This window comes from Paenibacillus sp. FSL M7-0134, from assembly GCF_038007865.1.
Taxonomy (GTDB): Bacteria; Bacillota; Bacilli; order Paenibacillales; family Paenibacillaceae; genus Paenibacillus; species Paenibacillus polymyxa_B.
This window is the reverse complement of sequence record NZ_JBBOXV010000001.1, coordinates 830,048-844,571: the sequence shown is the minus strand read 5'-3', so window position 1 is coordinate 844,571 and position 14,524 is coordinate 830,048. Positions and strand designations below refer to the sequence as shown.

The following is a 14,524-nucleotide window of genomic DNA, read 5'->3' as shown; positions in this document are numbered from 1 at the left end:
GATATAGCTAGCTCCTTTGTAGGGGATCGAGAAAGGGATCAGATCCGTTCTATGATCTTATTTTTTTATTATATCAGTAATCACTGCTATGCTCTTCTATAAAGGTTCAATGCAGGCCGGCTGTTGTAAACGGCATCTTCTTTGTATAAACTAACAGGATTAGTTAAAATAGAATCTGGATCAATTCTGTATAGGTATAAGGAACCGGATTACATAGAAATTCGATGAAAGGAGACAGGATGATGTCACCTAGAAACGGAGTAAAGTTGCAAGATATCCTGCGGGCTGCCGAGGACATTGCCAATGAACAAGGGATGGGGGATGTCACGCTCACCACGCTGGCTCAAAAACTCCACATTCGCCCTCCGTCCTTGTATAACCACGTGAACGGATTGAACGGACTGCGCCAAGTACTGGCATTGCACAGCCTCGAACAGTTGGAGGAAGCTTTGATGAGCGCAGCGGTGGGTAGAGCGGGCGAAGATGCGCTGACCGCTATGGGGAAGGCGTATATGCGGTATGCTCGGGAGCGACCCGGTTTGTATGAAGCGATGCTGTATGCAACAGATCGAAATGATACCGAAATGAGGCAGGCTGCGGATCGCGTGGCCGAGCTGGTCATTACCGTCCTGTCCAGTGGTTATGGCTTCAAGGAAGAAGATTGCATTCATGCAGCGAGGGGATTCCGTAGTCTGCTTCATGGATTCGCCTCGCTTGAACAAAAGGGCGGCTTTGGTTTACCTGTGGAGGTGGACCGGAGTATTGAGGTGATGATGGCTACCTTTTTGGCAGGTCTGCGTGTGCGGCAAAAGCGAGATGTCGAGCTTACCAAAGAAGTCTGATTTCAACCTGATGCAGCTAACATGATTGCGTCGCAGACCCGAAGGGTAGAATACATCTGTATAATGTAGATGAGAGACTGCGAATACAGGAGGGGTATGAGTGAACGTACTGGTGATTGGTGCAAATGGAAAAGTAGGCAGACATCTTATCCGTCTATTGGGGCAAAATGAATCGCATCGCGTAAAGGCGTTGATCCGAAATTCGGATCAGGCCGAAGCGCTTGAACGTTTGGGAGCAGAAACGGTGGTAGCTGACCTCGAAGGGACGGTTGGCGAAATTGCCGCAGCTATAAAAGGCAGCGATGCTGTCGTATTTACAGCAGGCTCCGGTGGGAAAACAGGTGCAGATAAAACGCTGCTTATCGACCTGGATGGAGCGGTCAAGGCGATGGAAGCCGCCGAACAAGCAGGTATCCAACGCTTCGTTATGGTCAGCGCCCTACATGCAGAGAATCGAAAGAAGTGGCCCGAATCCATTAAACCGTATTATGTGGCGAAGCATTACGCTGACCGCCTGTTGGAAGCGAGCAACCTAAACTACACGATTCTTCGCCCGGGTGGCCTGACGGATGATGTGGGCGCCGGCAAAGTTGCTACCGGTGAGGAGCTCACCAGCCAGACCATTTCCCGTGAAGATGTGGCGGCAGCGGTGGTAGCAGCGCTGGAGGAACAGCAGACGTATCATCGTGCAATTAATCTGGTGTCTGGCAGTACGCCTATTGCTGAGGCAATCAGGCTGTAATTACGGATGAAGTTGTTGCACAGAGGACGCTTATAAATGACAAAAAAGCGAGAAGACGGCCATCCATGGTCATCTTCTCGCTTTAATAATTTTACAGCTTGGTTGGATCAATTCCTTTTGGGAATGTTTCTTCAAAGCTATGCTTTTTCTCGTATAAGTTGTACCAAGCTTCTGCGATGATATCTGGATCTCCTGCCGTACCAGCTTGTATGAAAGTGCCGATTGAAAGGTGTCCTACAAAAACTCCTTTTTCTTTCAGTTCATTATGCAGGTTAGTCGCATAGTTTCGAAGGCCGGACATCACGATACCACCATTCCCAAGACTGGGCAAAGGGAACATGGCAGATATGCCCGTTGTAAATAGAATCGCGCCTGAACCATTGCTGATCATGTCAGGCAATACTTCATTGACGGATAGAACTGCAGGAAGCACAATGCTGTTGACTTGTTCCAAGACGCTTGCGGGCGTTGTTTCTAAAATATCTGTGAAATTACTCCATCCTGCATAAGGACTGAATTCGAGTACATCAATACTGCCTAAGTCTTTTTTAGCAGCCAGTAAGGCTTGTTTTAAAGCGTTCAAATCCGTAATATCCGCGACATAAGAGCGCGCTACAATATTCAGGCTTTTTAGTTCATTTGTGATGATTTCCAATTTTTCTGTATTACGAGAAACTAAAGCTACCTTAAACCCTTGCGCCCCGAATTTTTTCGCGATAGATAAACCTAACCCGAGTCCTGCACCAATTATTGCAATAGTTTTCATCTTATATGAACTCCTTATTTGTGGTATATTTTAAAGCAACATATGTTGTTTTAGTAAGTATAAGCCCGCTTAATATATGGAACAACCAACAATTAAATGAGAATGTTGTTATAGAAACAAAAATTGAAATGTGCCAAATAAGGAGGGCAGAACGTGGGGACAAAAGTAAAAAATATGCGAATGACACATACAAAGAGATCGTTGATTAACGCTTTTGTTAATTTAGTGAATGAAAAGGATTTTGAAAAGATAACAATAGCAGATCTAACAAAAGGGGCCCAAGTGAATCGTGCTACATTTTATGCACATTTTAATGATAAGTACGAAATGTTGGATTACATGATTGACGACTCTGCTTCGAACGTCATTGAAAAACGAACATTAGGAGTAGTAGAGTTCGATCAGGACACCATAAATCAACTCGTTCTAGCAGTATGTGACTTTCATCAACAACCGAAAATTCAATGCCGTCGTAGCTATTTAAGTCTTGCGCCTCTGTTGAAAGAAAAAATGTTAATTGAGCTGAAAAAATATTTAGTGAAAAGTTTAGATAACATATGTACAGACTCAGAGAAGAGTTTTTATGTACCTATTTATGCCAATATCATACATGAGGCTGGTTATTTATGGGCATCTGGAAATACTCCGTTTGATAAAGAGGAAATAGCCAAGAAGGCTTCGTTATTAATAACAGGAGGAAAAGGTTAATTCTCGTTTTGAGAGGCATCCCCGGGGGCAGAGCACCGAGGATGCTTTTTTGCTGTTTTCTCAGTATGATCGTCCCCGTAGCAGTTCCAAGCTCCAACTCTGGGTGAATAGCGGCAAAAATATTTGCTTAAAACTAATTATATTATTTATAATACTAATATGATTAGTTTATAATTAAGACAAGGAGATGAGCTAAAATGCGTATTGTTCAGGTGCAGCATGTGTATCAATTGACGTTTATGCCCCGGCTGTTCCCGGTGAACTGTTATTTGGTGGAGGAGAAAGAGGGGCTCACCTTGGTAGATGCCGGATTGCCATACAGTACCCGTGGTATAGAGCAGGCTGCGGCGCGGATCGGGCAGCCGATTATTCGAATTGTACTTACCCATGCCCATGGGGATCATGTGGGTGCGTTGGATAAGCTTAAGGCAAGGTATCCTGACGCGCACGTATTTATTTCAAGACGGGACGCACCGCTGCTACAGGGCGATGTATCGTTGGAGGCAGGAGAACCGGATACTCCTATTCGAGGCGATGTACCGAAGCATATCCTTACCCAGCCTGACGTTTTACTGGAGGATGGGGATCATGTAGGTTCGCTGTTGGCGATCAGCGCACCGGGACATACGCCGGGCTCGATGGCATTTTTGGATACTCGTACCCGTGCGTTGATTGCAGGCGACGCCTTCCAGACCCGAGGTGGTATAGCAGTATCGGGAAGGCTTAAGCCGCTGTTTCCTTTTCCGGCACTGGCTACCTGGAACAAGGGAATTTCGCTGAAAAGCGCCAAAAAGCTGGTGAGTTTCAATCCATCTTTATTAGCTGTCGGTCACGGTAACATGCTGAAGCATCCACAATCTCAGCTGGAAAGGGCGATTATGGAGCTGGAACGACAAACTTCAGTGTGATGATTCGGTATTCAGCCAACATTCAGCCAGAACTCACAAAGTCCTAAGCTAAGGCAGATACAATATGGGAAAATAGAAACAGAGAGAGGTGCATCGGATTTGAACGTTTGGAAAGCGAACGGTCTGAAATATATACTTCTATTTAGTCTCATATTGTGTGCTGTCGCTAGTGTCGTTTCGTTATGGAGTTATTCAGGTAGTTCTGCGTCCCAGTCTGCGGCTGTTAGGCAGGGCCCATCCGGCGGGTTCGGAGGAGGAAGCGGACCTGGTGGAGGTATGGGAGGACCGGGGCAACCTACCAACTCCTCCACTGAGGGAACATCGACATCGGGTGACAAAGGTACAACGGCCGGGAATGATACGTCTTCGGGCGGCAGTGGTGTTGCCAGAGACGGACAGCACAGAGGCCCCGGTGGCATGTCTGGTAACGGATCTGGTATGGGCGGTCCTGGCGGTGGTATGGGTGGTGGACGAAGTGGGAACTCCTCATCTGCTTATGCTACTCCGCTGGCGGTTTTCGCCGCTTTGTTCTTCGGTGCATTCGTGTTTATTGCATACCGTTTTCGGGCTCGTGAATGGAAGCTCGGGGAACGTAATCGGGGACTGATGCTGTGGACAGTGCTGGGTGTGGGGTTCTTTTTAAGAATGGCGATCGCCCCATGGATCTCGGGTCATATGGATTTAATGCTATTCCGGAACTGGGCTACGACAGCAGCGGATAGCTTATCGGGCTTTTACACGAATGGATCAAGTGATTATCCGCCGTTCTATATTTATATTTTATATGTGATCGGTCAAATCGGCTCTACGGATGCTTTCAGTCCCTACATGTCCGTACTGCTGCGGCTTCCCAATATATTAGCCGATATCGTGACAGCGTACATGCTGTACCGGTTGGCAAGCAAACGGGTCGGCTATGGAATAAGCCTTGGATTGGCTATATTCTACGTGTTTAACCCAGCTGTATTTATCAATTCGACCTTCTGGGGGCAGGTGGATTCTTTCTTTACTATGCTGATTGTGGGCATGATTGTGCTGCTTGTGGAAAACCGGGTCGGCTGGTCAGCCGTATTGTTTACGGTAGCCGTATTGATGAAGCCGCAGGGAATTATTTATGGGCCTGTTTTGTTCTTTGAGCTGCTGAGACAACGTAAAATACAGCCTTGGCTGTTGTCCATTGGCGGTGCTGTTGTGACGACCATTCTGGTCATATTACCATTTTCGTGGGGGCAGGAGCCGTTATGGCTACTTGACCTATACAAGGGAACGGTCGGCGAGTATCCGTATGCTTCGGTGAACGCATATAATTTCTTTGCACTGATCGGTGGCAATTATACGCAGGACACTACAACATTGTTCCTGTTCAGTTACCATACATGGGGTATGATCTGCATTGTGCTGGTGACTCTGTTTACGTGGTGGATGTATATCCGCAGTCGCAAACCACAATTTACAGCGGCAGTTGCACTGGTGCTCATTGCAGGTGTATTTACCTTCGCTTCCAGCATGCATGAACGGTACTTGTTCCCTGCGGCCGCGTTAGCTGTACTGGCGTATCTGTATTTACGAGACCGCAGATTTTTGTGGCTTGCGGGTGGATTTAGTCTTACGATTTTCCTAAACACCTTCGATATTTTCTATAGCTCCAACTCTCGGGATCAATACGGTATTATTTTGTGTGTGACATCATTGTTGAATGTGTTGTTGTTTGGGTATTTGGTCAAAGTAGTGTGGGATTGCTCCAAATCGACCACGATTGAGACTGCCCCTCCCAAGGACATGCTTCCATCGGAGTCACCTTCAGGGAAACTTATATGGGGTGCGTCTTCCCCAAGTGTGAACACAACAATTGATAGTTAGTGGAGTATAAAATATGCTAAAAAACCGCCCTTTAACGAAATGGAAGTGGTTGATAGATCAACTGCAATCCATAAGTTAAAGAAGCGGTTTTTTGTTGTCCTCATGTTAGAGTAACATTGTATCTATGTGTCTCAATCCATATATTCGTTCAGTTTCTGTACATCGCAGATGGTAATCTCTCTTGTACCCTTGCTATGAATAATCCCCAGCTGTTCAAATTTTCCGAATTTGCGACTGATGGTTTCGCGGGTAACACCCACATAATTAGCCATTTCCTCGCGTGAAAGGGGGAGGTTTATTTTAATGTAGGAACCATCCGGCTTGCCGTATTTATGTCCAAGCTCAAGAATCATATAGGCGATGCGGATTTCCGGGTCTTTGGTAGCTAGGCTTTGAGCCAGGTTTTCGGTATGTGCCAAGCGTTTAGTAATGGTTTTGAGCAGCTTCAAAGAGATATCGGGATTGTCGCGGATCAACTGCTCCATATCATCCTTGGTGAGCATACAAATATCAGTATCTTTTAAGGCATACGCACTAAAGTTACTCAGCTCATCGCTGTTAAAAATATTCAACTCGCCAAAAAAATCACCAGTTGTCAGAATGTGCAGAATTTGCTCCTTGCCCTGAGGCGTCATCTTCAGCAGCTTGACATGCCCGCTTTTAATAATGTACAGCGTATCGGAAGCCTGCTCCTCCACAATCAAGGCCTCGCCTTTCTGGTATTTTCGGTGTCGGATCATGGAGCTGACCTTACACAAATCTTCGCAGGACAAAGAGGAAAAGATAGGCACTTTGCGGGCACAGGGCTCCTTTTCGCACTGGCAGGGGCAGGACATCTCATTCACATTCATTCACTCCATTCATAAACCGGAAACTACAGGTTATAGCGCATGGTTGTTATTCTGTATCATCTATTGGGGCAAAATGACTTTGATCCTCACCACAGACTGGACAAACCCAGTCTTCTGGAAGATCCTCAAACGCTGTACCGGGCATAACGTCTTCATCGGGGTCACCGATAGCAGGATCATAAATGTATCCACAGGGCTGACATACATATTTTTTCATCTCTAGTTCTCCTTGTCATTCAAAATTTTTGTAAGCTCTGGTACGTCCGGTTTGAGTCCCTGCATGATGGCTGTTTTGTATGGTAGTGAAGCAAGGGCATCTCCAAAGCCAATCACGCCGCAGATAGAGCCGTTTTGTATGAACATACGTGTATAAGAAGCTTGATTTTTAGTAATCAGGCTGGTGTCGCAGACTTGTTCATCTACTAGCCCGATGGAAAAGAGAGGAGATTCATAGCAGTTCGAAAGGGTTACAGGGAGGGGAGGCTGATAGCTGACGGATGCGCCCGCCATATTAGCGCCTGCTATTTTTCCCTGCTCCATTGCGCTTTCCCATAACCCATCTACTCTACTCTGAAATTCGACTGCATCACCTGCTGCATAGATATTGGCGGAGCTGGTCTCCATCTGCGCATTCACCAGAATGCCTTGTCCAATATCAAGGCCGATTTGGCGAGCAAGCTCCGTATTCGGTACAATTCCGATAGAGTACACGACATGCTCGCAAGGGATAACAGAGCCGTCCTGTAGTTCCACACCTTCTACGTGATCTGTGCCTTTAATACGTTTTACGCCTTGCCCAAGGAGTACCTGAGTACCCCGTTCGGTCATCCGATCGGTCAAAATAGCGGAGGCCTTTTCATCTAGCTGACGGGGCATAAGCCGATGCGAAGCTTCCAGTATGGTTACAGCATACCCGGCTTGCTGGAAGGACCAGGCGGTTTCCACGCCTTGAATACCGCCGCCGATGATACATATCCGGTCTCCCTGTCGCAATTCCGCTTTAAGGCGATCCGCATCTTGTCGAAAACGGATATTGTGAACGTTCCTTAGAGAAGCCCCATCTAGCACAAGCTTACGGTTGTGAGCTCCTGTACACAGCAGTAGCTTGTCATAAGCAACGGTTTGTCCATCTATTGTTTTGATAGTACAATCCTCTGGATGTATCTCGGTTATCTTGATGCCGGAATACACATGAATTCGTTGATTGGCAAACCATTTTTCCTTTTTGATCAGGATTTTGTCGCTGTGCAAATCAGTGAATAGTCCCTTGGAAAGTTTGACTCTGTTATACGGAAAGGATGCTTCCTCCCCGTAAATAGAAATTTCGGCCAGATCATCATGATCTCTAATCGCTTTTGCCGCGTTGACGGCGGCGACACTGCCTCCGATAATAATGTAATGTTGGTTACCCATTCAGTATCTCTCCTATTCGCTATACGCTACTGTGTTTTAAATAACACTAAGCAGTAGATCTGAGACAAATTCAGCGGCATTTTTAATTTTTTTCACTTTTTCAACTTCTGTAGGAGAGAAACGAATACGTACCGGGAATTCCACATGGGTCATACCCGTTGATTTGATTACATCTGAAGTGCTTTGAACCTTCATATTAGTACCATTCAAGTAATCCTGTACAACTTCAATGGCTTCCCCGCTCCAGCCGTAGGAACCAAAGGCAGCAGCCAGCTTGCCTTCCAGATTCATCTTTTGCATTTGTTGCAATAGGTCTTCCAATTTGCCTGTCATGTCGGCATATTTGGTAGAGCTACCGACGAAAACAGCATCTGCTGAGGCAATACTCTTCAATATTTCCGTTCCATCCGCTTTATCCACGTCCCATAGCTCCACCTTGATTTGGTTCTCCAAAAAGCAGTCTTTCAGGATGTTTGCCATTTTTTTAGTGTTATTTTTGAGGGTGGCATAGACAATCGCTACTTTTTTATCCTCCTTGGTTTCGGTACTCATAGAGGCGTACAAATCAATAAACTTGGCAATATCATGCCGGATCGCGAAGCCGTGGGAAGGTGCAATCATCTCAATATCCAGATCGGCAACAGCTTCGATTAATGTGCGCACATATCTGCGATGTGGATGAATAATAGCCTGATAGTATCCGATAAAGTCCTCGGTGATATCAAAACCAGCCTCATCAGCAAATAGATGCTCTACAGCCACGTGTGTACTGAAAATATCGCAAGGGAACAAGATTTTATCTTCTATACAATACGTAATCATGGTTTCTTCTGTATGCAGATAAGGAGTTTCTTTGAATAGCAGCGTTTTGCCTCCAATGTCCAGTTGATCCCCATCCTTGATTACGAGGAAGTTGCGATGCTGAAGCTTGTACATTTGTTGAATTTCCGGAACGGCAATCTCAGTGCAGACAATCGTAGCGTTCGTTGCCTTGGAAGCAAGTGCCGCCAATCCGCCCGAGTGATCTGGTTCCGTGTGATTGACGATGATATATTGAATATCCAATGGATCGATCAATTCGGTTACAGCTTCGGCAAATTCTCTACCGAACGCCATATCTACGGTATCCACAATGGTTGGTTTTCCAGTTTTCAATAGATATGCATTATAGGTTGTACCCTTTGATAGTAGAAGACGATGAAAGGGAACCTCACGATTATCAATTTTTCCTACCCAATAAATATCCTTTGCCAGCTTGAATCCAGGCTTCATATGGAATAACCTCCTGCTTGTTTTGTTTATCTAACACAATTTGATTCTAGTTGGATGTGTCGATGAAAAAGATGATTGAAATCAAATTTTTAAATATTTTAAAAGTATTTTTACTTAAATTTAGTTTTGTGATTGCAATCACAAGGCGAGCGAAATAATCCAATACAATAAAGGTATTAATCCATCTTAAGCAAATTTAATTTCAAACAGGAGCGTGAACTAATATGAAAAAATCAAACCTCATTCAATTTCAGGAATATAAAGAAGCTGGGTTTACAAAACGAATTGTGCATAAGGAAGCCGACAATGTAATTTTTATTCTCAACTTTACTCCTAATGCCGAGCTACCAACACATAATCACCCAGGAGCGAATGTATATTTGCTTGTTCTTGAAGGCAGCGGGACTGTAACTGTGAACGGCGAAGCAACGGAAGTTGTCCAAGGGGATATCATTCATGTTACGGGAGATGAGCACTTTTCCTATCGTGGTGGTGCAGAGGTGAATTCCAGCCTGCATGTGGTGTTGACCAAAACGCCAAGTGAAAGCTATGCGCAAAACATATAAAAGAGGACACAGCAGCAACATGCTCATAAAAAAAAAAGAAAATAGTTATTTTTTTTCACTCGTATTGATAATGAATATCATTATCAAATTTTAAGGAGAGGTGTTAATAGCCAATGCAGACAGTAGATTACAAACAGGTGCCAGGGCACTGGATATTAGCAAGTCTCGGTAAGCGCGTGCTTAGGCCCGGAGGGTTAAAAACAACACGTTGGATGATAGAGGGACTTGACGTAACCGGGCAGGATGAGGTTATTGAGTTTGCCCCCGGATTGGGTATAACTGCCCAAATCACACTGCGGCTTAATCCCCGTCGTTATATTGCGATTGAACAGAATGAGAAGGCGGCTTCTATTGTAAAAACGTATGCAAGCGGAGCAAACCGGGAAGTTATTATTGCCGATGCTGAACAGGTTCCGTTGCCGGATGCCTCTGCGACGGTGGTATATGGGGAAGCCATGCTGACGATGCACACAAGAGCCAAGAAAGCGCAGATTATTTCGGAAGCCAGGCGGCTTTTGAAAACGGGCGGGAAGTATGCTATTCATGAGATGTGCCTTGCTTCTAACCATATTGAGCCTGCGCTCAGAAAACAAATTTACAAGGATTTGGCTACAGCCATGAGAGTTAATGCGACACCGTTGACGGTGTCAGAGTGGGAACAGCTGCTGAAAGAGGAAGGCTTTAAGGTCGTTAAAATCTATACGGTTCCCATGCACTTATTGCATCTGCCACGTATCATTCAGGACGAGGGCTGGTTGAGATTTGGAAAAATCGCCTTTAACCTTATGCGTAACCATGCTGCCCGGACAAGGGTTATGGGTATGCGCAAGCAGTTTGTAAAGTACGCCGACCATCTGCAAGCGGTCAGTATCATCGCTGAGCGATAGCCTGAATTCACGAATAAGAGAATAATAAAAGCTTTTTACGCAATAGCAAAAAAGGAGACGAACCCCTATTCAGGGATTCGTCTCCTTTTTGTATATTTACTGCTTTGGCTTGGCTGCTGGAGTGCGCATGCTTTGCACCCCTCTATTCGTCATATAATAGGTATAACGAAAATTTCCAATTTCTGATGTTTTACATTACCATATTGACTGAGATCATTGGAATAGTTAACTAAAATAATAAAATAGGCATACTTCAAAAGGAGGAAGCGTGTTATGAAGCTGCATCGAGCCATTGTGGTGGATGATGAAACCTTTACTCGCAAAGGGCTGCTTCAACTCATGGATTGGCAAGCCTGTGGTTTTGAAATCGTAGGAGAAGCTGATAACGGTGAGGATGCGCTGGAGCTAATCAGCCGTATTCACCCGGACCTGGTCATTACCGATATTCGTATGCCTGTGCTGGACGGATTAGAGCTGATCCGGTCTGTGCTCGAACAGAGTACAGAACATCCCGCGTTTATTATCTTAAGCGGTTATAGTGATTTTGCTTATGCGCAGCAGGCAATCCGCTATGGGGTTCATGATTTTATGCTTAAGCCGATTGATGAGGGTGACTTTTCGGCTACACTGCGCAAGCTGAGTGAAAGACTGCATCGTGAACAACAGAATGCACAACGATATCAGAATCACCATGCAGGTGGGCTGTTAGAGACTGTGATGATGAACCCAGTGGATGATGTAGTGGTGACACAGTGGGAGCAGCAGCTGCGGCTTGGGGAAGCCACGTATATGTACTATGTACTCGTCGAGCTGAATGACCAACATCCCTGGCGCTCCGGTGACGATGGTGTCATGCTATCACTTTTTCAGTTCAGGGAGCTTATAGAGCAAGCGCTTCATCGTTTAATGGATGGCAAGTACCCTCTCTATGTTCATGAGCATCGTAACCGGATTGGTCTTATCGTACCGGACTTCTTTTTGGGGTGTTTTGAAGGCAAGGTCGAAGTTTTTATGAAAGCGCTACAACGAGAGATAGAGGGGATGAAGACACTAAAAGGTCAGCTGGGAAGTCGGGTTTTCGTTTATGCAGGAAAGCCTGTGAATCGGTTGCAGGATATCCAGCAGTCCTACGCCTGTGCAAAGGAAGCAGTGCTCCATAAATACATTTATGACAATAGCGGTATTGTTGTATATCTACGGGAGGGAATGCCACCACTTCACTATAAGACCATCCCTCAGGACGTACTGGATCGCTTGACGGAACAAGTTGAGGAACTGCGGTTGGATGAGCTGCGTGTGGCCGTGGATTATTTATTTAGTAGTTTTCGGGAGGAGTGTTATGCACCTGAGGCTATGAAAATGAGTCTGCATCAATGCTTACTTAGTATCGTTCGGGTCATTCAAAACATGCAGGGAAATGAGCGCTCACTTCAGTCACTAGAACCGATGATGAACTGGCAGGACATGAACCTGTCCCTGGGTGAACTACAGCGATTGTTTACAGCTTTTGCAGAGGAAAGTGGAAGGTATATTGGGGTTCTGCGCAAGGATTGTCAGCAAGGAGGCATCCAGCACATCCGTGCTTACATTGAGCAGCATGCCGCCGAGAATATAAGCCTGAAAAGTATTGCGGCTCGCTTTTACATGAACCCGGTATACCTCGGTCAATTGTTCAGGAAAACGTATGGTGTGTACTTTAACGAATTTCTGCTGAAATTGCGTGTTCAGGAGGCGAAACGCTTGTTGCGGCAGACGGATCTGCGGATTTATGAAATTGCTGAGCGCGTGGGCTTCGGCAGTTCAGACTATTTTGTTACCCAGTTTGAAAAGATGGCGCACGCCACGCCTAGTGAATACCGCAATAGCCTGAGTATTGGCGACGAGCCAGAGAGGGCCAGCGAATGAAGATGCTGAGAACGACTCTTGATCATGTGCGATTGCGGGATAAAATGCTGCTGCTTTATTTTCTCTGTGTTTTCACGCCTGTAGTGCTGACCAATCTTATTTTTTACCATGTCACCTCGCAAAACGTGAAGGAACAGCGTATGCAGGATATTTCGCGCGCACTGGAACAGATTAAAATTGAATTTTACCGTGAATTTGAAGATGCGATGGAAATCTCGTCTATCTTTTATACTGATCATCAGCTCAATGAGGTATTGGAAGAAACATATCCCCACCCTGCTGACTATATCGCCGCTTATGACTCTTATTTACGTCATATCTTGAACAACACTTACAGTCCTGCATACCATTCCGTAGGTGGAATTACGATCTACACCAATAATTCAACGCTGCTGAATTCCGGGGGAATCAGCTTTATAGATGAGGGAGTCAGAAGTTTGCCCTGGTATACCAAAATCTCGCCTGGACGCCAGTCCAAGCCTATATTTGTACGTACCGATGACAGCACAGGTGAACAGATGTACCCTTTTAGCCTGATTCGGCGGATGAACTACTTTTATTCCCAAAATGGTCGTGAAAAAATACTGAAAATAGAACTGCGAATGTCGTCCATTCGGGAGATTTTCAATAACCTGAATTTGCAGGGAAGTCTCTTTCTGCTGAACGAACGAGGGGGAATCGAATATACAACGGACCCCAAAGTGGATATAAACCACAAACATGTAGCCTATAACACTCTCAAGCTGCCCGAGGACACGATGGAGTTCAAGACGAATTATGTGCTTACGAGCAATCTGAATGGCTGGAGCATTGTGGCTGCGGTATCGAGAGATGCAGTGCTGTATGAAATGCAGGAATCTCGCAATTTTGTGCTCTTGTTAACCTGTGTCAATATGCTGCTGCCTACATTAATCATTATTTGGATTACACGTTCGTTGAACGTGAGGATTCATCGTATTTTAAAGCACATGAAGAAGGTGAAAAACCAGCATTTTGAGCTGATTCGCGGTACAGAGTCGCGAGATGAAATCGGGCAATTAACAGGTGAGTTTAATCGGATGACGCTGAAAATAAAGCGACTGATTAACGATGTCTATATGGCCGATATACAGCGAAAAAATCTGGAAATTCAGCGCAGACATGCTCAGTTGAATGCACTTCACAGCCAGATCAACCCGCATTTCCTGTTCAATGCGCTGGAGACGATTCGCATGCGGAGCTTGATGAAGCATGAGGATGAGACAGCGCGCATTATTCATAACATGGCACGGATTTTCCGCAATTCGCTGGTGTGGAACAAGGATCGGGTTACTTTGCGGGAGGAGCTGGAGCTGATCCGTTGTTTTCTGGAAATCCAGCAATATCGCTTTGGTGAGCGAATACAGTACGAAGTGCAAGCGCGCTCTGAAGACCTGGACAATCTGCTTCCCAAAATGGTCGCGCTGACACTGGTTGAAAATGCAAGCATCCACGGCATTGAGCCGCTAAAGCATGGGGGACGCATTGAGATACATTTTGAGCATGAGGAAGGACAACTGATTCTAACGGTTCGGGATGATGGGGTGGGCATGTCTGAGGAACAGGTACAACGCTTATATGGTTACATGCAAAGGCAGGAAGAAATGGGTGAGCGTATAGGTCTACAAAATGTCATCTATCGTCTTAAACTTTACTACGGGAGCCGCTTTGAGCTTGCCATTCGCAGCGCACCCGGCGACGGTACGGAGATTCGAATTAGGATTCCTGCGGATCGGGAGTGAGGGTAGACAGCAACGCCTATTTCGCTTTGAAGGACCTTTACCTA

The 14,524-nt window shown here is 45.6% G+C and carries 14 protein-coding genes; 9 read left to right on the top strand and 5 right to left on the bottom strand.

Annotation, left to right across the window (positions count from 1 at the left end; all coding sequences use genetic code 11):
* Window positions 1-242 precede the first annotated feature (242 nt).
* Both NSQ58_RS03635 and NSQ58_RS03630 read left to right on the top strand, forming a co-directional pair.
* Window positions 243-842, top strand: a complete 600-nt coding sequence (locus tag NSQ58_RS03635) for a TetR/AcrR family transcriptional regulator (protein ID WP_053326378.1) — start codon at window positions 243-245, stop codon at window positions 840-842.
* A 100-nt stretch (window positions 843-942) separates the two neighbouring features.
* A complete protein-coding gene (locus NSQ58_RS03630; protein WP_053326377.1) occupies window positions 943-1,584 on the top strand; it encodes an SDR family oxidoreductase in 642 nt (213 codons plus the stop codon).
* Between the two features lie 91 nt (window positions 1,585-1,675).
* Here NSQ58_RS03630 and NSQ58_RS03625 read toward each other — a convergent pair whose 3' ends face one another.
* Entirely contained in the window at window positions 1,676-2,350 is a 675-nt protein-coding gene (locus NSQ58_RS03625; protein WP_023990923.1) for an SDR family NAD(P)-dependent oxidoreductase, read from the bottom strand.
* A 153-nt stretch (window positions 2,351-2,503) separates the two neighbouring features.
* On the opposite strand from NSQ58_RS03625, the gene NSQ58_RS03620 reads away from it, so the two are divergent.
* The 3 genes from NSQ58_RS03620 to NSQ58_RS03610 all read left to right on the top strand — a co-directional run bounded on the left by NSQ58_RS03620 (window position 2,504) and on the right by NSQ58_RS03610 (window position 5,826).
* Window positions 2,504-3,058 carry a TetR/AcrR family transcriptional regulator gene (locus NSQ58_RS03620; protein ID WP_023990922.1) on the top strand — a complete coding sequence of 185 codons (555 nt, stop codon included), beginning with the start codon at window positions 2,504-2,506 and terminating at the stop codon, window positions 3,056-3,058.
* 197 nt (window positions 3,059-3,255) lie between these two features.
* A complete protein-coding gene (locus NSQ58_RS03615; RefSeq protein WP_341056913.1) occupies window positions 3,256-3,966 on the top strand; it encodes an MBL fold metallo-hydrolase in 711 nt (236 codons plus the stop codon).
* Window positions 3,967-4,065: 99 nt separating this feature from the next.
* On the top strand, window positions 4,066-5,826 hold the full coding sequence (locus NSQ58_RS03610) for a glycosyltransferase 87 family protein (RefSeq protein WP_264454401.1): 1,761 nt from the start codon (window positions 4,066-4,068) through the stop codon (window positions 5,824-5,826).
* Between the two features lie 131 nt (window positions 5,827-5,957).
* Here NSQ58_RS03610 and NSQ58_RS03605 read toward each other — a convergent pair whose 3' ends face one another.
* From NSQ58_RS03605 to NSQ58_RS03590, 4 genes are all read right to left on the bottom strand, one after another.
* Complete coding sequence (locus NSQ58_RS03605) at window positions 5,958-6,662, bottom strand: Crp/Fnr family transcriptional regulator (protein ID WP_028540837.1); 705 nt, start codon at window positions 6,660-6,662, stop codon at window positions 5,958-5,960.
* Window positions 6,663-6,723: 61 nt separating this feature from the next.
* Window positions 6,724-6,894, bottom strand: coding sequence for a rubredoxin (rd, locus tag NSQ58_RS03600; RefSeq protein WP_007432984.1), 171 nt, complete (start codon window positions 6,892-6,894; stop codon window positions 6,724-6,726).
* Window positions 6,895-6,896: 2 nt separating this feature from the next.
* Window positions 6,897-8,090 (bottom strand): NAD(P)/FAD-dependent oxidoreductase, encoded by a 1,194-nt coding sequence (locus tag NSQ58_RS03595; RefSeq protein WP_264454402.1) that lies wholly within the window; start codon window positions 8,088-8,090, stop codon window positions 6,897-6,899.
* 36 nt (window positions 8,091-8,126) lie between these two features.
* Window positions 8,127-9,362 (bottom strand): FprA family A-type flavoprotein, encoded by a 1,236-nt coding sequence (locus NSQ58_RS03590; protein WP_340981680.1) that lies wholly within the window; start codon window positions 9,360-9,362, stop codon window positions 8,127-8,129.
* Window positions 9,363-9,586: 224 nt separating this feature from the next.
* On the opposite strand from NSQ58_RS03590, the gene NSQ58_RS03585 reads away from it, so the two are divergent.
* The 4 genes from NSQ58_RS03585 (at window position 9,587) to NSQ58_RS03570 (ending at window position 14,480) form a co-directional block, all read left to right on the top strand.
* Window positions 9,587-9,928, top strand: coding sequence for a cupin domain-containing protein (locus tag NSQ58_RS03585; RefSeq protein ID WP_076264549.1), 342 nt, complete (start codon window positions 9,587-9,589; stop codon window positions 9,926-9,928).
* Window positions 9,929-10,041: 113 nt separating this feature from the next.
* Window positions 10,042-10,815: a class I SAM-dependent methyltransferase gene (locus tag NSQ58_RS03580; RefSeq protein WP_028540834.1), complete on the top strand. Its 774-nt coding sequence runs from the start codon at window positions 10,042-10,044 to the stop codon at window positions 10,813-10,815.
* 273 nt (window positions 10,816-11,088) lie between these two features.
* Window positions 11,089-12,720 (top strand): response regulator transcription factor, encoded by a 1,632-nt coding sequence (locus tag NSQ58_RS03575; RefSeq protein ID WP_264454405.1) that lies wholly within the window; start codon window positions 11,089-11,091, stop codon window positions 12,718-12,720.
* Window positions 12,717-14,480 carry a sensor histidine kinase gene (locus NSQ58_RS03570; RefSeq protein ID WP_264454406.1) on the top strand — a complete coding sequence of 588 codons (1,764 nt, stop codon included), beginning with the start codon at window positions 12,717-12,719 and terminating at the stop codon, window positions 14,478-14,480. The genes NSQ58_RS03575 and NSQ58_RS03570 overlap by 4 nt, the downstream gene beginning before the upstream one ends.
* The last annotated feature ends 44 nt before the right edge of the window (window positions 14,481-14,524 follow it).